Source organism: Pantoea anthophila, from assembly GCF_006494375.1.
GTDB lineage: Bacteria > Pseudomonadota > Gammaproteobacteria > Enterobacterales > Enterobacteriaceae > Pantoea > Pantoea anthophila.
Genome location: NZ_VHIZ01000050.1, coordinates 266,754 through 285,577, shown reverse-complemented (window position 1 = coordinate 285,577; position 18,824 = coordinate 266,754). Strand labels below are relative to the sequence as shown.

General features: G+C 58.6%; 18 protein-coding genes. 5 read left to right on the top strand and 13 right to left on the bottom strand.

The features are described from left to right. Nucleotides 1-80: 80 nt before the first annotated feature. The 5 genes from artM to FJW00_RS13495 form a co-directional block, all read right to left on the bottom strand. Nucleotides 81-749, bottom strand: a complete 669-nt coding sequence (gene artM / locus FJW00_RS13515; protein WP_009091164.1) for an arginine ABC transporter permease ArtM — start codon at nucleotides 747-749, stop codon at nucleotides 81-83. Further along, nucleotides 749-1,465, bottom strand: a complete 717-nt coding sequence (gene artQ / locus FJW00_RS13510) for an arginine ABC transporter permease ArtQ (RefSeq protein ID WP_009091162.1) — start codon at nucleotides 1,463-1,465, stop codon at nucleotides 749-751. Before artQ ends, artM begins: the two co-directional genes overlap by 1 nt. 6 nt (nucleotides 1,466-1,471) lie before the next feature. Continuing rightward, entirely contained in the window at nucleotides 1,472-2,203 is a 732-nt protein-coding gene (gene artJ / locus FJW00_RS13505) for an arginine ABC transporter substrate-binding protein (RefSeq protein ID WP_009091160.1), read from the bottom strand. Nucleotides 2,204-2,218: 15 nt separating this feature from the next. Beyond that, entirely contained in the window at nucleotides 2,219-2,947 is a 729-nt protein-coding gene (gene artP, locus FJW00_RS13500; RefSeq protein WP_140924461.1) for an arginine ABC transporter ATP-binding protein ArtP, read from the bottom strand. Nucleotides 2,948-3,154: 207 nt separating this feature from the next. Next, nucleotides 3,155-3,694, bottom strand: coding sequence for a lipoprotein (locus FJW00_RS13495; RefSeq protein WP_140924458.1), 540 nt, complete (start codon nucleotides 3,692-3,694; stop codon nucleotides 3,155-3,157). A gap of 106 nt (nucleotides 3,695-3,800) precedes the next feature. Between FJW00_RS13495 and FJW00_RS13490 the strand changes: the two genes are divergently transcribed. Both FJW00_RS13490 and FJW00_RS13485 read left to right on the top strand, forming a co-directional pair. After that, complete coding sequence (locus tag FJW00_RS13490; protein WP_009091154.1) at nucleotides 3,801-4,121, top strand: heavy metal-binding domain-containing protein; 321 nt, start codon at nucleotides 3,801-3,803, stop codon at nucleotides 4,119-4,121. Next, entirely contained in the window at nucleotides 4,118-4,942 is an 825-nt protein-coding gene (locus FJW00_RS13485) for an N-acetylmuramoyl-L-alanine amidase (RefSeq protein ID WP_140924456.1), read from the top strand. Before FJW00_RS13490 ends, FJW00_RS13485 begins: the two co-directional genes overlap by 4 nt. Nucleotides 4,943-4,945: 3 nt before the next feature. On the opposite strand, the gene ltaE is transcribed toward FJW00_RS13485, so the two are convergent. From ltaE to FJW00_RS13470, 3 genes are all read right to left on the bottom strand, one after another. Continuing rightward, nucleotides 4,946-5,947: a low-specificity L-threonine aldolase gene (gene ltaE, locus FJW00_RS13480; RefSeq protein ID WP_140924637.1), complete on the bottom strand. Its 1,002-nt coding sequence runs from the start codon at nucleotides 5,945-5,947 to the stop codon at nucleotides 4,946-4,948. Nucleotides 5,948-6,019: 72 nt separating this feature from the next. After that, nucleotides 6,020-7,741: a ubiquinone-dependent pyruvate dehydrogenase gene (gene poxB / locus FJW00_RS13475; protein ID WP_058957467.1), complete on the bottom strand. Its 1,722-nt coding sequence runs from the start codon at nucleotides 7,739-7,741 to the stop codon at nucleotides 6,020-6,022. Nucleotides 7,742-7,958: 217 nt separating this feature from the next. After that, a complete protein-coding gene (locus FJW00_RS13470) occupies nucleotides 7,959-8,858 on the bottom strand; it encodes a LysO family transporter (RefSeq protein WP_058957466.1) in 900 nt (299 codons plus the stop codon). A gap of 132 nt (nucleotides 8,859-8,990) precedes the next feature. On the opposite strand from FJW00_RS13470, the gene FJW00_RS13465 reads away from it, so the two are divergent. Then, nucleotides 8,991-10,628: an ATP-dependent nuclease gene (locus FJW00_RS13465; protein WP_140924453.1), complete on the top strand. Its 1,638-nt coding sequence runs from the start codon at nucleotides 8,991-8,993 to the stop codon at nucleotides 10,626-10,628. A gap of 69 nt (nucleotides 10,629-10,697) precedes the next feature. Here FJW00_RS13465 and cspD read toward each other — a convergent pair whose 3' ends face one another. Further along, a complete protein-coding gene (gene cspD / locus FJW00_RS13460) occupies nucleotides 10,698-10,919 on the bottom strand; it encodes a cold shock-like protein CspD (RefSeq protein ID WP_009091144.1) in 222 nt (73 codons plus the stop codon). 316 nt (nucleotides 10,920-11,235) lie between these two features. On the opposite strand from cspD, the gene clpS reads away from it, so the two are divergent. Beyond that, nucleotides 11,236-11,556 carry an ATP-dependent Clp protease adapter ClpS gene (clpS, locus tag FJW00_RS13455; RefSeq protein ID WP_003849318.1) on the top strand — a complete coding sequence of 107 codons (321 nt, stop codon included), beginning with the start codon at nucleotides 11,236-11,238 and terminating at the stop codon, nucleotides 11,554-11,556. A 52-nt stretch (nucleotides 11,557-11,608) separates the two neighbouring features. Beyond that, a complete protein-coding gene (gene clpA / locus FJW00_RS13450; protein WP_009091142.1) occupies nucleotides 11,609-13,885 on the top strand; it encodes an ATP-dependent Clp protease ATP-binding subunit ClpA in 2,277 nt (758 codons plus the stop codon). An 86-nt stretch (nucleotides 13,886-13,971) separates the two neighbouring features. On the opposite strand, the gene infA is transcribed toward clpA, so the two are convergent. The 4 genes from infA to cydD form a co-directional block, all read right to left on the bottom strand. Further along, nucleotides 13,972-14,190 carry a translation initiation factor IF-1 gene (gene infA, locus FJW00_RS13445; RefSeq protein WP_002211347.1) on the bottom strand — a complete coding sequence of 73 codons (219 nt, stop codon included), beginning with the start codon at nucleotides 14,188-14,190 and terminating at the stop codon, nucleotides 13,972-13,974. A gap of 345 nt (nucleotides 14,191-14,535) precedes the next feature. Beyond that, the gene (aat, locus tag FJW00_RS13440; RefSeq protein ID WP_140924451.1) at nucleotides 14,536-15,228 is read right to left on the bottom strand and encodes a leucyl/phenylalanyl-tRNA--protein transferase; all 693 of its coding nucleotides are present in this window, start codon (nucleotides 15,226-15,228) and stop codon (nucleotides 14,536-14,538) included. 33 nt (nucleotides 15,229-15,261) lie between these two features. Then, on the bottom strand, nucleotides 15,262-16,992 hold the full coding sequence (gene cydC / locus FJW00_RS13435; RefSeq protein ID WP_140924448.1) for a heme ABC transporter ATP-binding protein/permease CydC: 1,731 nt from the start codon (nucleotides 16,990-16,992) through the stop codon (nucleotides 15,262-15,264). Next, nucleotides 16,992-18,761, bottom strand: coding sequence for a heme ABC transporter permease/ATP-binding protein CydD (gene cydD, locus FJW00_RS13430; protein WP_140924446.1), 1,770 nt, complete (start codon nucleotides 18,759-18,761; stop codon nucleotides 16,992-16,994). The genes cydC and cydD overlap by 1 nt, the downstream gene beginning before the upstream one ends. Nucleotides 18,762-18,824: the final 63 nt, after the last annotated feature.

Here is an 18,824-nt window from a genome sequence, read left to right as displayed (position 1 = left end):
GATACCCTGCCACAGATTGAATGATTATGCAATTATTGTGATTTTCCAGGCGGGAAGGGCGAGCGAGCTCGCCCGGCGTATCAGTTGCGTCTTTCAAAGGCCAGCGCACGCCTTTCGATCAGTCGCATCATCAGCGTCAGCAGACCGTTCACGCAGAGATAAATCAGGCCGGCTGCGGCATAGACGGTGACGTCATAGGTCCGGCCATAGAGCAGCTGACCGTGGCCCATCACTTCCATCAGGGTGATGGTGTAGGCCAGTGAGGTGCCCTTGAAGACCAGCACCACCTCATTGGAGTAGGAGGAGAGGGCGCGTTTAAATGCATAAGGCAGAAGAATACGCAGGGTATCTTTTCGGCGCATGCCAAGCGCCGCACACGACTGCCACTGCCCGGCAGGGATCGCTCGCACGGCACCGTAGAAGAGCTGGGTGGTATAGGCTGCGCTGTTCAGCGACAGGGCCAGCATCGCGCAGAGCCAGGGCTGTGAGAGTAAATGCCACAGCCAGGGGATCTGCTGAAGCGAGGGAAACTGTCCCGGCCCGTAGTAGATCAGGAAGATCTGCACCAGCAGCGGGGTGCCGGTAAACAGCGTAATAAATCCTTTTACCAGCGGCGAAAACAGCGGGGTTTTCAGTGACAGCACCACGGTGAAGAGCAGCGCAAGCAGCAGGGCCAGGATCAGCGAGGCCGCGGTGAGCGTCAGACTGGTGTGCAGCCCTTTCAGGAGTTCAGGCAGGTAAGCCAGCATTAGCTGTTCCCCCGTTCAAAGCGGGTAGTGCGCAGTTCGATGCGGCGCAGTACGGCCTGGCTGAACAGCGTAATCACTAAATAGATTGCCGCCGCCACAAGGAACCAGGTAAAGGGCTCCTGGGTGCGGGTAGCGATACTTTTGGTCTGCAGCATCAGATCGTTAACGCTGATCAGCGAAACCAGGGCGGTATCTTTCAGCAGAACCAGCCACTGATTGCCCAGACCGGGCAGGGCGTGACGCCACATCTGCGGCATAATCAGCCGCAAAAAAATGGCCGATTTTTTCATGCCCAGCGCCTGGCCCGACTCCCACTGGCCGACCGGAACCGCTTTCAGCGCGCCGCGCAGCGTTTGTGAGGCGTAGGCGGCATAGAGCATCGCCAGCGCAATCACGCCACACAGGAACGGACTGACATCGAAGTTCTCAATCTGCATCTGCACCGGCAGCTGAAACAGGCCGAAGTTAAGCGTGAAGCCGTCGGACAGGGTCAGGAGCAGCTGAGAGGCACCGAAATAGATAAACAGCACCACCAGAATTTCCGGCAGGCCGCGAATCAGGGTCACCAGGCCGGTGCCGATCCACGCCAGCGGTCTGAGGCGCAGTGACTCCCAGCCAGCAAACAGCATCGCCAGCACGAGGCCAGCGATGAGAGCACAAACGGCAAGGCCGACGGTCATACCGGCGGCGCTTGCAAGGGTCATCATTTCATTCATCAGAGATTACTGCTGGAACCATTTGCTGTAGATGGTTTTGTACGTCCCGTCAGCTTTGATCTTATCCAGTGCGCCGTTGAATTTGCTCTGCAGCTCGGTGTTACCGGTGCGCACCGCGATGCCCAGGCCGGTACCAAAGTAGGCTTTGTCCGTTACTTTGTCACCGACAGCCGCCAGCGCAGGGTTCTGCTTCAGCCATTCGTTGACCACGGCGGTATCACCGAACACGGCATCAATACGGCCATTTTTCAGATCCAGAACGGCATTCTGATAGCTGTCGTAAGGCACAGTGGTAATTTCGCTGTGTTTTTCCGTCAGGTACTTCTGATGGGTGGTGCCGTTCTGAACGCCTACACGCTTGCCTTTCAGCGCCTCAACGCTGGCCACTTTGCCTTTCTGGGCAACAAACAGCGCTGAGTTGTCATAGTAAGGCTTGGTGAACAGGACCTGCTTTTCACGCTCCGGAGTAATATCCATGCCGGCCATCACCGCATCAAAGCGGCGGAACTTCAGGCTTGGGATCAGGCTGTCGAACGCCTGATTGGTAAAGGTGCAGGTTGCGTCGATCTCTTTACAGAGCGCATTGGCCAGATCGACATCAAAGCCCTGAATCTTATTGTCCGCATCCACAAACTCAAACGGAGGATAGGAGGCTTCGGTAGCAAAACGAATCGTCTGCGCCGCCGTAGCGGTCAGGCTAAAACCAGCGAGCAGTGCAGCAAGTACCATTTTTTTCATTTTTAGCATCCTGACTTAGTGCGAAAGATAGTGAGCAAACGCCTCGGTTTGCGGCTGTGTAAAGCGGCTGGCATCGCCCTGTTCCACAATATGACCGTTCTCCATGTAAACCACGCGGCTGGCGGTTTTACGTGCCACTTCCACTTCATGGGTCACGATCACCTGAGTGATACGGGTCTGCGCCAGTTCGCGAATAATTGAGACAATCTGTGCGGTAATTTCGGGATCCAGCGCGGCGGTTGGCTCATCGAACAGCAGTACCTGCGGCTCCATCATCAGCGCACGGGCAATCGCCACGCGCTGCTGCTGACCGCCGGAAAGGTGGAGCGGAAAGCGGTCGCTGTAAGGAGTCAGACGCAGCCGGTCAAGCAGCCGGTCGGCGCGGGCGCGGGCATCGCTCTTACTGAGCCCCAGCACCCGGCAGGGCGCTTCCATCAGATTCTGCAGCACGGTGAGATGCGGCCAGAGATTATATTGCTGAAAGACCATACCCACGTTCTGACGCAGCTCCCAAATCGCGGCATCGGAAGGCTTCTGACTGAAGTCGAACTGATTACCGGCAATCTGCAACTGACCTGAACGCGGCTGCTCCAGCAGGTTGAGGACCCGCAGCAGGGAACTCTTGCCTGCGCCGCTGGGGCCCAGCAGCACCAGGGTCTCGCCCTGAGGGCACTCAAGGTTGATGTCGAACAGCGCCTGATGAGCACCGTAGAAGCAGTTTATTGCGTTTAGTTGAATACTCATGCGCCAGATTTGAATAGCTATTAGTGCCGCGGATTTTAACGTCACCAGAATAGTTATGCAATTAAGGCGGGTTAAAATTTGTAAAACAGGGGGTAAACAGCAAAAGCTTAGCACAAAATCATGCCCTCTCCGGGGGGGGCTGGCCAGGATGCAGAGATAAAAAAAGCGCGGCAGTGGGATGGGCCGCGCTTCTCATGACTGTCTGATCTATTTTCGCGTTTTTTCCAGCATCTGGCTCAGGCTGCCACCGTCGGCATGCGCAGGATTTCCCATGTAGCGCACGTCATCCACCACCCAGCAGCTGCCCTGATGGATCATCAGCACTTCATCCTGCCACTGACGGTTGTCACGGCTCAGGTCAACCCGCAACGGTATGTTGCGCGCATCGCGGTTCGGAATCGTTGAGGCATCGGCCACGCTGGCGGCTGTCGGACCCTGCGAGAGGCTGGAGAAGATATCGCCATTGCGCCACTGCGCACCGGCGTTGCTGCCGCTGGCCGCCTGTAACGAACGATAAAGCGCGTCGCTCAGGTAGGGACGGTATTTCGCCAGCGTGTTGCTGTCGGGCAGTCCCGGCACCGGCTGTTCGATCCGCAGGTCATAAAACTGCTGAGCGACCTGGTCAGGACCGCCCTCAATGCAGGGCGCGGTTCGCGGCCCATTATCCTTAATCACGGGCTCCACGGTGGTACAGGCGCTGAGCAACAGGGCAGCCGGGATCATCAGCGCAAACGCATTGTTTCTCATCTCGATTTCCTTATGGTTCTCTGGCAAGGTGCCATTTTTAGCATAGAGTATAGCCATGCTTTTTAGTCGATAGAGCCTTAGTCCGGTTTTCAACAAGGAGAATGCGATGAAATTTTCAACCACCCCAACCCTGGAAGGTCACAGCATCAGCGACTATTGCGGCGTAGTCACCGGTGAAGCGATTCTGGGTGCCAACATCTTCCGTGATTTTTTTGCCGGGATCCGCGACGTGGTCGGTGGCCGTTCCGGTGCTTATGAGAAAGAGCTGCGCAAAGCGCGCGAGATCGCTTTTGACGAGCTGGAAGCGCAGGCGAAAGCGCTGGGCGCCAATGCCGTGGTCGGCATCGACATTGATTACGAAACGGTGGGTAAAGAGAGCAGCATGCTGATGGTCAGCGTCACCGGCACGGCGGTGATCCTGCGTTGAGACGCCTGCTGTTGCTGCTGACGGCGCTGCTGCTGGCTGGCTGCCAGACCGGCATAGAATCCCGCGACGGCTACTGGGCCGATTTGCGGCATCCGGCACAGGGTGCGCGCCCACGGGTGAAGGTGATCGTGATCCACTACACCGCCGAAGACTTTTCGTCGTCGCTGGCAACGCTGACGGATCGGGAGGTCAGCGCGCACTATCTGATCCCCCGTCAGCCGCCACAGCGCGCCGGGAAAGGGATCATCTGGCAGCTGGTGCCGGAGCAGCAGCTGGCCTGGCACGCCGGACCCAGCTTTTGGCGCGGATCCACCCGTATCAATGACACCTCAATTGGGATTGAACTGGTGAACCGGGGCTATCGTCGCACGCCAACCGGTCTTGAATGGCAGCCCTTTACGGTTGCACAGATGACGGCGCTGGAGGCGCTGCTGCGGGATATTGTCCGGCGTTACGCGATCCCACCGGAAAATATCGTCGGCCACAGTGATATCGCGCCGCAGCGCAAGCAGGATCCGGGGCCGTGCTTTCCCTGGCAACAGCTGGCGCAGCGCGGACTCGGGGCCTGGCCGGATAGCCGTCGGGTGCAGTTCTGGCTGGCTGGCAAGGCGCCGCACGCGGCGGTGCCCGCAGAGCAGGTTCTGACCCTGTTAAGCCGCTACGGCTATCCGGTGAGTGACGGGATGAGCGCGCGTGAGCAGCAGAAGGTGATTGCCGCCTTCCAGATGCATTTCCGGTCCGCGGATTATCGTGGGCTGCCCGATGCTGAGACGGCTGCGATAGCCGCCGCGCTGCTGGAACGCTATGGCGCGGCGCAGTAGCCGTTACTGCTGCAGAAACGCCTTCCAGTGTGCGACCACCTGTTCCAGCGCGGCACGATCCGTATCCAGATGGGTGACCAGACGGGTGCGGGTGCCCGCGCTGATTAATACCCCACGCGCTTTCATCCACTCGCCCAGCGATCTGACCTGCGCCTCCGGCACGGCAACAAACAGCATGTTCGTCTGCTGCTCAATGACGTTGACACCCAGCTCATGCAACTGCTCACCCAGCCAGGCGGCATTGTCATGATCTTCCTGCAGCCGCGCCACGTTGTGTTCTAACGCGTAAAGGCCGGCTGCCGCCAGAATGCCCGCCTGACGCATGCCGCCGCCGGTCATTTTCCGCCAGCGACGCGCACGCTCAATCAGCGCCGTGTCGCCGCACAGCAGGGACCCCACCGGTGTCCCCAGACCTTTCGAGAGACAGATAGTGAGACTGTCGCAGTAGCGGGCAATCGCCGCCAGCGTGGTCTGCTGCGCCACCACCGCATTAAAGATCCGTGCGCCATCAATATGCAGCGCCAGCTGATGCGCGCGGGTAAAGGTCCAGGCCTGCTCCAGATAAGCCAGCGGCAGCACTTTACCGTGATGGGTGTTCTCCAGACTCAGCAGACGGGTGCGGGCAAAGTGAATATCATCCGGCTTGATAGCGGCCGCCACCACGTCGAGCGGCAGAGTACCGTCCTCGCTGGCCAGTACCGGCTGGGGCTGAATACTGCCCAGTACCGCCGCGCCACCCGCCTCATATTTGTAGTTGTGCGCCTGCTGACCCACGATATATTCATCGCCGCGTTCACAGTGGCTCAGCAGCGCCACCAGGTTTGCCTGGGTACCGGTCGGAAAAAAGAGCGCGGCGGCTTTGCCGCTGAGTCGTGCCGCCTCCGCCTCCAGCGCATTCACGGTCGGATCGTCACGGTAGACATCATCACCGGTTTCGGCAGACATCATCGCGTTCAGCATGGCGGCACTGGGCCGGGTCACGGTATCACTGCGTAAATCGATCACCTTATGCTCCTGAACGTAGCGGAAGACAAAAAAAAAGGCGGGCATCGCGCCCGCCTGGATGGAACCCCTGTTTTACCGCAGCCAGTTGGTTTTCGCCAGTTCTACCACTTCATCCCCGCGACCGTTCATAATGGCGCGCAGCATGTAGAGGCTGAAGCCTTTGGCCTGCTCCAGTTTGATCTGCGGCGGCATCGCCAGCTCCTCTTTGGCGGTGATGACATCGACCAGCACCGGCCCGTCATGAGCAAATGCCTGCTCCAGCGCGCCATTGAGTTCTGACGCTTTCTCCACCCGGATCCCTTTGATGCCGCAGGCCTGAGCGATGGCGGCAAAGTCGGGATTGTCCAGTTCGGTGCCGTCGGTCAGGTAGCCGCCCGCTTTCATCTCCATCGCCACAAAGCCCAGCACGCTGTTGTTGAAAATCACCAGTTTCACCGGCATTTTCAGCTGCGCCAGCGAGATAAAATCGCCCATCAGCATGCTGAATCCGCCGTCGCCACACAGGGCCACCACCTGACGATTCCGATCGATGGACTGCGCGCCCAGCGCCTGCGGCATGGCGTTTGCCATCGAGCCGTGGTTAAACGACCCCAGCAGGCGACGTCTGCCGTTCATCTTCAGGTAGCGCGCCGCCCAGACGGTAGGCGTGCCGACGTCACAGGTGAAAATCGCATCCTCGCTGGCGTAGTGGCTGATCTGCTGCGCCAGATATTGCGGATGGATAGGCTGTTTGTCATTGGGCTGTGCCAGCTCATCCAGACTTTTCCTCGCCTCACGATAGTGCTTAACGGCGCTGTCGAGATGGGTGCGATCGTTTTTGTGCGTCAGCTGCGGCAGCAGCGCCTGCAGGGTGGTTTTCACGTCACCGACATAGGCCTCATCAACGTGGCAATGCGATCCCAGGCTGCCGGGATTGATGTCGATCTGGATGATGCGCGCCTTTTCCGGATAGAAAGCGCGATAGGGGAACTGAGTACCCAGCAGCACCAGCGTCCCGGCGTTCATCATGGCGTGGAAGCCCGATGAGAAGCCAATCAGACCGGTCATCCCGACATCATAAGGGTTATCATATTCCAGGTGTTCTTTGCCGCGCAGCGCATGCACGATAGGGGCCTTCAGCGCTTCGGCCAGCGCGACCACTTCCTGATGTGCTCCGGCACAGCCACTGCCGCACAGCAGCGTAATGTCGCTGGCGTCGTTCAGCGTACTGGCCAGCTGAGCCAGTTCGGCAGGCTGCGGCAGAACCTGCGGCAGCTGCGGTGGATACCACTCGGTGCGGGCGCTCTCCGGCGCTGGCTGCAACGCGATATCGCCGGGTAAGACCACCACCGAAACCCCCCGGTTCAGGATCGCTTTACGCATCGCGATGCCCAGCACCTGCGGTAACTGCTCCGGATTGGAGACCAGCTCGCAGTAGTGGCTGCATTCGCGGAACAGCTCCTGCGGATGGGTTTCCTGAAAATAGCCGCTGCCGATTTCGCTGGAGGGGATGTGCGCGGCAATCGCCAGCACCGGCACGCGGTTGCGGTGGCAATCGAACAGACCGTTGATGAGATGTAAATTGCCTGGCCCGCAGGAGCCGGCGCAGACCGCCAGTTCGCCGCTGATGTGCGCTTCTGCGCCCGCCGCAAACGCCGCCACCTCTTCATGGCGCGTCGGCATCCATTCGATGGTGCCCATGCGATTAAGGCTGTCACTCAGTCCGTTCAGGGAGTCCCCGGTGACGCCCCAGATGCGTTTTACGCCCGCGCTTTCCAGCGTTTTGGCGACCAGCGCCGCCACGGTTTGTTTCATGCTCTTCTCCTTTGTCGGCTCGCCCTGATGTATGACGTGACCAGAACTGAAAAAAGAAGCGTAGACGACACGGCAGAAAAGCAGGCGTGAAAAAATGCGCTGGCAGCGCCGGGGGCGTGCAGAGGACGGGCCACTTTTCACCTCTGACCCTGTTCCCTGCGCGTTGCGCTTATTTATCGCGGCCAGATGAATGGTGACCTGTGCATTTCAGACAGCTTCAGGCAGAGAAAAGGGCGATCAGAATCGGGGCCAGCAGGCTCATCACAAAGCCGTGCACGATGGCCGCCGGGACAATCTCATTGCCGCCCGCCCGCTGCAGCACCGGCAGGGTAAAGTCCATGGAGGTGGCGCCGCACAGGCCTAGCGCGCTTGAGCGATGGCGGCCAATCAGCGCCGGGATCAGCATGATCGCCACCAGTTCACGCACCAGGTCGTTGAAGAAGGCGGCACTGCCGATGACCGGGCCAAAGGCTTCGGTCATCAGGATCCCGGAGAGGGAGTACCAGCCAAAGCCGCTGGCCAACGCCAGACCGGTTTTCAGCGGCATGCCAAGCAGCAGCGCGGCGATCACGCCGCCAGCCAGCGCGCTGACCAGCACCACGCTGGCGACCAGCAGGCCGCGACGGTTCAGGATAATCTGGCGCAGCGTCATCCCACTGCCGCGCAGCTGAATACCGACCAGGAACAGCAGAAAGATCAGGGCATATTCGCTGGCCGTCGAGGCGTGATGCAGCAGCGGCCACTGCGTCAGGCCGAGCAGAAAACCGATCACTACCACGCCGCAGAGCTTCAGCGAGTCCAGCGCCATATGCAGCCGCGACGGCAGCTTCTCCTGCCGATGCGCATGCTGCCAGGGGGCATATTTTTCCAGTCCGCGTAGTGCCAGCAGGTTACAGATCAGGATGCAGAATGCGGCCACCAGCGCAGTGTGAAACACCGCCAGCAGGTTGCTGCTGAGGTTGTCGAGAAAGGCCAGGCTGATGCCCATAAAAAACAGAATGACATAAACCATCCAGCCCAGAAGCTGGTTGACCCGGCGCAGGGTCGCGGTCTGTCGGAAGGGTAACAGCCAGCCCGCCACCAGCGGCAGCAGAATAATCAGAAGTCCGGAGTACATAACATCAGGTTCCATCCCTGGGAAAAGAGGCGACAAGCTAACGAAAAAGGGTGACAGAGTAAACCCCGAAAACGCGGCTTGACCGGCTGGCTTACGGCAACCATGCTTCTTATAAACTGAGGATGGACGCCTGTGATTCTGGAACATATCGATATTCGGGGTTTCCGCGGCATCAATAAGCTTTCACTGCCTTTGACCCGGATCAACCTGTTGATTGGTGAGAACGCCTGGGGCAAATCCAGCCTGCTGGATGCCCTGAGCCTGTTGCTGTCGCCGCATCAACCGGCGCACATTTTTACGCCCGCCGATTTTCACTTTACCCCGGGCGAGGCGGACGATCCGATGCGCCGTCTGTCGGTTCTGTTTCACTTTCGCGACGATGAGCACGACGCCGATGAGCTGTTCGCTCCCTTCTGGCAGCGTGACGCTCAGGGACAGCGCAGACTCTTTTACCGCGTCAGCGCCATCTGGCGGGATAGCGGTATTGAAACCCAGCGCCGTTTTACAGACGCTGACGGTCAGCTGTTGCCGGAGCCGGGCTGTGCCGCGGCCATCGATCGGTTGCTGAAACGTCATCCGGTTCTGCGACTGCGCGATGCGCGTTTCAGCAAGCGCACCCGGGGAAGTGCGCCGCTGGATTCTGCGCATACCCCGTTACTGGAGGGGATGGAGTCGCTGGCGCGCGATCTGGCGCGCCACCCACAGCAGCTCAGCGATGAGGCGCTGCGGCAGGGACTAAAGACCATGCAGCAGCTGATGCAGCACTACTTTCAGGTGCAGACGCCGGAAACCGGTCAGACGGCGCGGCCGCGGGATGGGCAGACGCGCGACGGCGGGCAGGGCTGGCGGGCGCTGGATCACCTCAACCAGCTGATTGCGGGAACGGACTCCCGCAGCCGCCAGCTGATCCTGCTGCAGATCTTTACCCTGCTGATCGCGGCGCGGGGCGATCTGCCTCTTGCCGCCGATGCCCGGCCGCTGCTGTTGATTGAAGACCCGGAAACCCGGCTGCACCCGATTATGCTCTCGGTAGCGTGGAACCTGCTGAGGCTGCTGCCGCTGCAGAAAATTGCCACCACCAATTCCGCTGAGCTGCTGTCGCAGGTGCCGGTGGAAAATGTCTGCCGTCTGGTGCGTGAATCGTCGCGCGTGGCGGCCTGGCGCATCGGTCCGGAAGGACTGAGTGCCGAAGAGAGTCGGCGTATCGGCTTTCATATCCGTGTCAACCGTCCTGCAGCGCTGTTCGCCCGCTGCTGGCTGCTGGTGGAGGGGGAGACCGAAGTCTGGATCATGAATGAGCTGGCGCAGCAGTGTGGCTACAACTTTGCGGCTGAAGGGATCAAAGTGATTGAGTTTGCGCAGTCCGGCCTCAAGCCCCTGCTGAAGTTTGCCCGGCGTATGGGCATCGCCTGGCATGTGCTGACCGATGGCGATCAGGCGGGGCATAAGTATGCCGCTACGGCGCGCAGTCAGCTGCAGCCGGGTGACGCGGAGCCGCGTTTTCTGACGCAGCTACCGGCGCTGGATATGGAAAATTTTCTTTATCAGCACGGCTTCCAGGAGGTTTATCATCAGATGGCGCACCTGCCGTTAAACGTTCCGATGAGTTCCAGGCGTATTATTACCAAAGCGATTCACCGCAGTTCCAAACCTGAGCTGGCGATTGCGGTAGCCTCATCGGCGGCAGAGCGCGGGCCAGAGGCGATTCCGCCACTGATGCGGCAGATGTTTGCCCGGGTTATCCGGCTGGCACAGGGGCAGGCAGACTGAATGCCCTAAAATGAAAATGCCAGCGGCACGGGCTGGCATTTGGGTCCACCGTTCATAAGGGGAGAAGTGTCAGGCCACAACCTGCACCTCAACGGGGACGATAAGGCTGGCGTGATTGCCTTTCGGACCTTCATGAACATCGAACTGAACCTGCTGGCCTGCCTTTAGCGTTCGGTAGCCCTCCATCTGAATGGTGGAGTAGTGCGCAAAAATATCGTCGCCGCCTCCGATCGGACAGATAAAGCCAAAGCCTTTGGAATTATTGAACCATTTAACGGTGCCCGTCTCCATGCTTTTACTTCCCTCGCAAGACATTTTATAAGTAGGTGAGGTCTCAGACGCTGTGAGTCAGAGTTGATTAAAACTCAATCAGCCTGTGTAGGTAGAATGTAGAGAAAGCGCCGCTGGCGTCAAGCAAACCACCGGGCCAGGTGGGGAAAAAATCATCAAAATTTGAGGCAGTTAACGCTATTGCGAATTTTGTGATGCAGGTCGCGCGAGGAAATTTCTGAATAAATTTTCAGCAGCGGCCAGCGGCTTGACAGACATGTTAAACTCTCAGGATGTAGCGACGTAAAAGCTCAAAGCGAAATTTCAACGGAACACTATGGCAAACACAAACGACTGGCTTAATTTTGAACATCTGGCCGAAGACAAAGTACGCGAAGGGTTAAAGCCGCCTTCAATGTATAAAGTCATTCTGAATAATGACGATTATACACCTATGGAATTTGTTATTGACGTTGTACAAAAGTTCTTTTCTTATGATGTTGAACGTGCAACGCAGCTGATGTTGAAAGTTCACTATCACGGCAAGGCGATCTGTGGTGTATTTACTGCAGAAGTCGCCGAAACAAAAGCGGCCCAGGTGAACAACTATGCGCGGGAAAATCATCATCCGTTGCTGTGTACGCTGGAAAAAGCCTGAACACGTCTCCATATAGGAAACTGGTAAGGGCGATAATTGGGGGAGGTGCCTAATGCTCAATCAAGAACTGGAACTCAGTTTAAATATGGCTTTCGCCAGAGCGCGTGAGCACCGTCATGAATTTATGACCGTCGAGCATCTGTTACTGGCATTGCTCAGTAACCCGTCGGCCAGAGAGGCACTGGAAGCCTGTACGGTGGACCTTGTGGCTCTAAGGCAGGAACTCGAAGCCTTCATCGAACAAACCACGCCGGTGCTGCCCGCCAGCGAAGAGGAGCGTGATACCCAACCGACGCTCAGCTTCCAGCGCGTTCTGCAGCGTGCGGTTTTCCATGTCCAGTCATCCGGTCGCAGCGAAGTCTCCGGCGCGAATGTGCTGGTCGCCATTTTCAGCGAGCAGGAGTCGCAAGCGGCCTATCTGTTACGCAAACATGAAGTCAGCCGCCTTGATGTGGTGAATTTCATCTCTCACGGTACGCGCAAAGATGAGCCGGGCCAGGCGCCAGGCGCAGAAAATCCGGTTAACGAAGAGCAAGCAGGCGGGGAGGAGCGTATGGAAAACTTCACCACCAATCTTAATCAGCTTGCTCGCGTCGGTGGGATCGATCCACTGATTGGTCGCGATAAAGAGCTGGAACGTACCATTCAGGTGCTGTGCCGTCGCCGTAAAAATAACCCGCTGCTTGTGGGGGAATCCGGTGTCGGTAAAACCGCCATTGCAGAAGGTCTCGCCTGGCGCATCGAGCAGGGCGACGTGCCGGAAGTGATGAAAGAGTGCACCATCTACTCGCTGGATATTGGTTCGCTGTTAGCTGGCACCAAATACCGGGGTGACTTTGAAAAACGGTTCAAAGCGCTGCTTAAGCAGCTGGAGCAGGACGAACACAGCATTCTGTTTATCGATGAGATCCACACCATCATCGGTGCAGGAGCTGCGTCCGGTGGCCAGGTCGATGCGGCCAACCTGATCAAACCGCTGCTTTCCAGCGGCAAGATTCGGGTGATGGGTTCTACCACCTATCAGGAGTTCAGCAACATCTTCGAAAAGGATCGTGCGCTGGCGCGTCGTTTCCAGAAGATCGATATCACGGAGCCGTCTGTTGATGAGACCGTGCAGATCCTGAATGGACTGAAAACCAAGTATGAAGCGCATCACGATGTGCGTTATACCGCGAAAGCGGTGCGCGCCGCCGTGGAGCTGGCGGTGAAATATATCAACGACCGTCATCTGCCCGACAAGGCGATTGACGTCATCGATGAAGCGGGTGCGCGTGCGCGCCTGATGCCTGCCAGCAAGCGCAAGAAAACCATCAATGTCTCCGACATTGAAACCGTGGTTGCGCGTATTGCCCGTATTCCGGAGCAAAGCGTCTCTGCAACTGATCGCGATACGCTGAAAAATCTGGGCGACCGTCTCAAAATGCTGGTCTTTGGTCAGGACAACGCCATTGAGGCGCTGACCGAAGCGATCAAAATGAGCCGCGCAGGTCTGGGTCAGGATCGCAAGCCGGTAGGTTCTTTCCTGTTTGCCGGACCAACCGGTGTCGGTAAGACAGAAGTGACCGTGCAGCTGGCGAAAGCGCTGGGTATCGAGCTGCTGCGCTTTGATATGTCTGAGTACATGGAGCGTCACACCGTCAGTCGTCTGATTGGTGCGCCTCCGGGATACGTCGGCTTTGACCAGGGCGGCCTGCTGACGGATGCCGTTATCAAGCATCCTCATGCGGTGGTGCTGCTGGATGAGATTGAGAAAGCGCACCCGGATGTGTTCAACCTGCTGCTGCAGGTGATGGACAACGGTATGCTGACCGATAACAACGGACGCAAAGCGGACTTCCGCAACGTGGTGCTGGTCATGACGACTAACGCCGGTGTGCGTGAGACGGAACGTAAGTCGATTGGCCTGATTCATCAGGACAACAGCACCGACGCAATGGAAGAGATCAAAAAGATCTTTACGCCAGAGTTCCGCAACCGTCTCGACAACATCATCTGGTTCAGTCACCTGTCACCAGAGGTGATCCATCAGGTGGTCGACAAGTTTATTGTCGAGTTGCAGGCGCAGCTGGATGCCAAAGGCGTGTCGCTGGAAGTCAGTGATGAAGCCCGCGACTGGCTGGCGGAGAAGGGTTACGACAAGGCGATGGGCGCGCGTCCGATGGCGCGTACCGTGCAGGACAGCCTGAAAAAACCATTAGCTAATGAGCTGCTGTTTGGTTCGCTGGTGGATGGTGGCTCGGTATCCGTGGCGCTGGATCGTGAGAAAGGTGAACTGACCTATCACTTCCTGAGTGCGGAAAAACGGAAAACTGAAGGCACGGTGCATTAATCGCCTGCTGCAGATGTGAAAAAGGCCGGATAATTATCCGGCCTTTTTTTTCGCTGCAACCTGAAGGGCGGCGAAATTAATGTCTGTTAGCGACTACGGAAGACAATGCGGCCTTTGCTCAGGTCGTACGGGGTCAGCTCAACGGTCACTTTGTCGCCCGTCAGGATGCGGATGTAGTTTTTGCGCATTTTACCGGAGATATGAGCAGTAACCACGTGTCCGTTCTCAAGTTCTACGCGGAACATGGTGTTAGGTAACGTATCCAGTACGGTACCTTGCATTTCAATATTGTCTTCTTTGGCCATCGAATCCTCTGGGTGTACTACCTTTCAGTTGAACCGGCAAGATAATGCCCAATTCAACGATTTATGTAAAGAACCGTCGGCGATTTTGCCAACGCTTTGCCGGGGGTGCTCGTCAGTGGCGGGCATCCGGTAAAATTAGGGTGTTTATGTGGCGTCTGCGGGGGATTAGCGGGCTAAGAATCTGTATCAACCGGTTACACGCGCACGATTGAAAACAGTTCCGAGAGTGCGTTGAGATTCCCAGCCTGGCAATTCCGGCTCGTTATTGCGAAGCGCGGACGACATACCAAACCCGACTATTATACCACTTAACCGTCTTTATGTGTGCAAAACATCTCGGCGTGACTAAAAAAGGGTCTGAGTCTGCCAGCAGCCTTCGCTGACCGGCTGGCTGGCAAAGTTCTGAACATAGTGCAGATAGTCACTGCGGGGGATCTCCTGCGCGCCCAGCGAGGCGGTGTGCGGGTTAAGCACCTGGCAATCGACCAGACGCCCCTGATGGCGGATGAAATGCTGGCAAAAGACTAACAGCGCGGTTTTCGAGGCATTCTGCTGGCGGCTGAACATCGACTCGCCGCAGAAAATCTGCCCCATCGCCAGCCCATACATGCCCCCCACCAGCTGCTGCGCGTCCCACACCTCAATGGAGTGGGCGTGGCCCAGCTCATAGAGTCGCAGCCAGGCGCGCTTCATTTCAAACGTGATCCAGGTGCCTTCTTCGCGACCGCTGGCGCAGCCCTCGATCACCTCGGCAAACGCCTCATTCATCGTGACGCGATAGGGCGACTGGTTATGGAAACGCTTCATGCTGCGGCTGAGATGAAACTGCTCGGGCAGAAGAACCGCGCGGGGATCGGGTGACCACCACAGGATAGGATCGCCGGACGAAAACCACGGGAAGATGCCGCGCTGATACGCATTCAGTAACCGGGCAGGGGAGAGGTCGCCCCCCATGGCCAGCAGGCCATTCGGCTCACGCAGTGCCATTTCAGGAGGCGGAAATTGCAGAGATTCCCGTGACAGTTGTATCAGTCTCATCGCGATAGGTTACTCGTCAGCATTTCGCTAAGACTATAGCGCAATCCGTTGCCGGAAACGCCAGTAGCGACCCGCTTTTGAGATTAATTCGCAATGGCTGCCCTGTTCGACAATCGTCCCGTTGTCCATCACACAGATGCGATCCATCTTTTCCAGACCGCTCAGGCGATGGGTAATCATAATGACGGTTTTTCCGGCGGTCAGCTGCTGCAGCAGGGCGAGAATATGCTGTTCGGTGGTGGCATCCAGCCCTTCGGTGGGTTCATCCAGCAGCCAGAGATCGCCGTCGTGCAGTAATGCGCGCGCCAGCGCCAGCCGACGCAGTTCACCACCGGAAAGCGGCCGGCCGCCTTCGCCCATCCAGGCATTTAAGCCTTCCTGATTCTCCAGCAGGCGCTGCAGGCCAACCTGGCTCAGCACCTGATTCAGTTGCTCATCACTGGCGCCGGGAGAGGCCAGCAGTAAGTTATCGCGCAGGCTCTGACTGAAAAGATGCACCCGCTGAGTAACCACACTGATGCGCTGGCGCAGTGCTGATTCTGACCAGGCGGCGATCGGCAGATCGTTCAGGCGGATATCACCCTGCTGGCTGTTCCAGCCGCGGGTCAGCAGCGCCAGCAGGGTGGATTTTCCGCAGCCGGTGGGCCCGAGCAGTGCAATGTGTTCGCCCGCATCCACTTTAAGCGTAAATTGATCAAGCACCCGGTCTGGCCGATCGGGATAGCTGAAGTCGAGCCGATCGATATCGACGGTCAGGCTGCCGGGCCGGGCAGCGGAATGGGCCGGAAAGGTGATGGCAGGTGATTGATCGATAATGTCACTGACCCGCTGAGCCGCGGTGGTCACCTGAGACATCGGCAGAAAGGCGCCCGCAACCGGAGCCAGCGCCTCAAAGGCTGCCAGCGCGCAAAACACGACCAGCGCAATCAGCGAGCCGGGGAGTTGCTGCTGACTGACTGTCGCAGCCCCATGCCAGAGCAGAAGTGTAACCGTCACGCCGCTAATCAGCAGCAGCAGGCTCTGCGCCAGGGCCTGCAGACGCTGCTGCTGGCTTTGCGACTGCTGCCACTGCTGTTCATCTTCATCCAGTCGCTGACGCCACGCCGGCGACGCACCGTATAACGTCAGTTCTGCCTGCGCCGTCAGCCACTGCATCAGCTGTAAGCGCCAGCGGGCGCGGCCACGCGCAATGGCGACGCCCGCGGGCCGGCCCAGGCGATAAAAGAGCGCGGGCATCACGATCAGGGTGACCAGCATGATGCCGCCCAGCGTCAGGGCCAGCCCGATGTCGATGAAACTCATGCCCGTAGTGACCACCACGATGACCACCAGGGCACCGGTCAGCGGCGAAATGACGCGCAGATAGAGATGATCCAGCGTGTCCACATCGGCCACAAAGCGGTTGAGCAGATCCGCCTGCCGGAACCGCAACAGCTGCCCGGGCGAAAGCGCCATCAGACGGCTGAAGGTGTGGAGACGCAGATGCTGAAGCACCCGGAAAGTCGCATCGTGACTCACCAGGCGTTCCGCATAGCGCGCCGCCGTACGAATAATGGCGGCGCCACGCACGCCGGCCGCAGGCAGCATATAGTTAAAGCTGTAGAGGCCGGCCACGCCTGCGACGGATGAGGCGGCCAGAAACCAGCCAGACAGGGTCAGCAGGCCAATACTCGCCAGCAGGGTCGCAATCGCCAGGACGATGCCCAGCGCGAGGCGAAAAGGGTGGCGGAGCCAGAGACGAAGAAAGGGGCGCAGGGCGGACATCAGCGGATCTCCTGTTGACGATGTTGCAGCATCTCACGAAAAGCACCGGGCTGTTGCGACAGCGCCTGCCACTCTCCCTGCTGCACCAGCTTACCCGCCTCCAAAACCCAGAGGGTCTGCCAGCGGCTCAGCGTATCAATCTGATGGGTAATCATCAGCGTGGTCTGTCGGGAGGCCGCCTGATTCAGCGCTGTCATTACATGACGTTCGCTGAGTGCGTCCAGGCTGGCAGCGGGTTCATCAAGCAGTAAAAAATGCGACCTTTTGTAGAGCGCGCGCGCGACGGCGACCCGCTGCGCCTGACCCACAGAGAGCAGCTGACTCCCCTCGCCGGGGCGGGTATCGATGCCGTCGGGCAGACGCGGCAGGAACTCATTAATTCCGCACGCCTCCAGCAGTGCGGCAAATCGTTCCGCCTCCCAGGCTGCACTCATCACGATGTTGTCACGGAGCGTGGCGGCCGGTAGCTGAGGGTTCTGTCCTACCCAGCTGAGCTGCTGATGCCAGTCCGCCCGCTGCAGATCGCGCAATTCAACCCCGTTAGCCCTGAGCGATCCCCGGTAAGGCAGGAAGCCGAGCAGGGCGTTCATCAGCGCCGTTTTGCCAGCCCCGCTCTGACCGACCAGCGCAATCTGCTCACCGGCGGCGATGGTAAACGTGAGCGGGCCACACAGTACCTGACCATCGGGGGCGCAGACTTCCATCTGGTCGGCGGTCAGTGAGAGGGAACGATCGGCCGTGAAGGGGATCTGACCCTGCTGAGGTGCGGCGGCTGGCGTAGCCTGCATAAACGTTTCGAGTGCATCGGCAGCGCCTACCGCCTGAGCTTTGGCATGATAAAACGCGCCGAGATCGCGCAGTGGCTGAAAAAATTCTGGCGCCAGAATCAGTACCAGAAAACCGGCGAACAGCGTTACGCCGCGGCCATAGTCGCCGAAATGCAATTCGCCCAGATAGGAGAAGCCAAAATAGACTGCCACGACAGCGATCGCCAGGGAGGCAAAAAATTCCAGTACGGCGGAGGAGAGAAAAGCGAGGCGCAGCACTTCCATGGTGCGCTGGCGAAAATCGGTGGTGGCGTCTGCCACCGCCTGCTGCTCTGCTGCACCCCGATAGAAGAGTCGCAGCGTCTCCCGGCCGCGCAGGCGATCCAGGAAGTTACCGCTCAGACGCGCCAGCACCAGGAAGTTCCGCCGGTTGGCTTCAGCGGCGCCCATCCCCACCAGCGCCATAAACAGTGGAATCAGAGGGGCGGTGGCAAACAGGATCAGACCCGCGGTCCAGTTGAGCGGAAAAATTGTCAGCAGAATGCAGCAGGGGATCAGTACTGCCAGCGTCATCTGCGGCAGATAGCGTGCATAGTACTCCTGCATCTCTTCAATCTGTTCCAGCAGCAGGGTCGCCCAGCTACCGGCCGGTTTACCCTGAATCCACGCCGGACCCAGCCCGGCGAGCTGGTCCAGCACCTGCTGACGTAACGCCTGACGGATCGCCTGCCCGGCACGATAGCCGGTCCGTTCACGGGCATAATTCATCAGAGCGCGCAGCACAAAGCAGAGCAGCAACAGCAGCAGGCTGGCCGTCACAGTTTCACGGGGCTGTTGCCCGATGATCAGCGTCTGAAGCAGTGAGGCCAGTAAACCTGCCTGGGCAATAATCAGCAGGGCACTGACGGTGCCCAGCAGCGTATTCAGGCGCAACCAGCGACCGCCGAAATGACGCTGCTGACGAAGCCAGCGGGTGAGATGCTGCTGCCGCGATTTATCCATGCGAGACCATGCTAAATGTCGATGATGGGGAGGAGAGGGAAAGGCATTTCCCTCCTTTCTGGC

Excerpts from the sequence above, each read along its gene's own strand:
- artJ (WP_009091160.1), bottom strand. The coding sequence starts at position 2,203 with ATGAAAAAAATGGTACTTGCTGCACTGCTCGCTGGTTTTAGCCTGACC.
- FJW00_RS13490 (WP_009091154.1), top strand. The coding sequence starts at position 3,801 with ATGAAATTTTCAACCACCCCAACCCTGGAAGGTCACAGCATCAGCGAC.
- artM (WP_009091164.1), bottom strand. The coding sequence starts at position 749 with ATGCTGGCTTACCTGCCTGAACTCCTGAAAGGGCTGCACACCAGTCTG.
- aat (WP_140924451.1), bottom strand. The coding sequence starts at position 15,228 with ATGAGACTGATACAACTGTCACGGGAATCTCTGCAATTTCCGCCTCCT.
- artQ (WP_009091162.1), bottom strand. The coding sequence starts at position 1,465 with ATGAATGAAATGATGACCCTTGCAAGCGCCGCCGGTATGACCGTCGGC.
- poxB (WP_058957467.1), bottom strand. The coding sequence starts at position 7,741 with ATGAAACAAACCGTGGCGGCGCTGGTCGCCAAAACGCTGGAAAGCGCG.
- cydD (WP_140924446.1), bottom strand. The coding sequence starts at position 18,761 with ATGGATAAATCGCGGCAGCAGCATCTCACCCGCTGGCTTCGTCAGCAG.
- FJW00_RS13495 (WP_140924458.1), bottom strand. The coding sequence starts at position 3,694 with ATGAGAAACAATGCGTTTGCGCTGATGATCCCGGCTGCCCTGTTGCTC.
- cydC (WP_140924448.1), bottom strand. The coding sequence starts at position 16,992 with ATGTCCGCCCTGCGCCCCTTTCTTCGTCTCTGGCTCCGCCACCCTTTT.
- FJW00_RS13470 (WP_058957466.1), bottom strand. The coding sequence starts at position 8,858 with ATGTACTCCGGACTTCTGATTATTCTGCTGCCGCTGGTGGCGGGCTGG.
- infA (WP_002211347.1), bottom strand. The coding sequence starts at position 14,190 with ATGGCCAAAGAAGACAATATTGAAATGCAAGGTACCGTACTGGATACG.
- cspD (WP_009091144.1), bottom strand. The coding sequence starts at position 10,919 with ATGGAGACGGGCACCGTTAAATGGTTCAATAATTCCAAAGGCTTTGGC.
- clpA (WP_009091142.1), top strand. The coding sequence starts at position 11,609 with ATGCTCAATCAAGAACTGGAACTCAGTTTAAATATGGCTTTCGCCAGA.
- artP (WP_140924461.1), bottom strand. The coding sequence starts at position 2,947 with ATGAGTATTCAACTAAACGCAATAAACTGCTTCTACGGTGCTCATCAG.
- clpS (WP_003849318.1), top strand. The coding sequence starts at position 11,236 with ATGGCAAACACAAACGACTGGCTTAATTTTGAACATCTGGCCGAAGAC.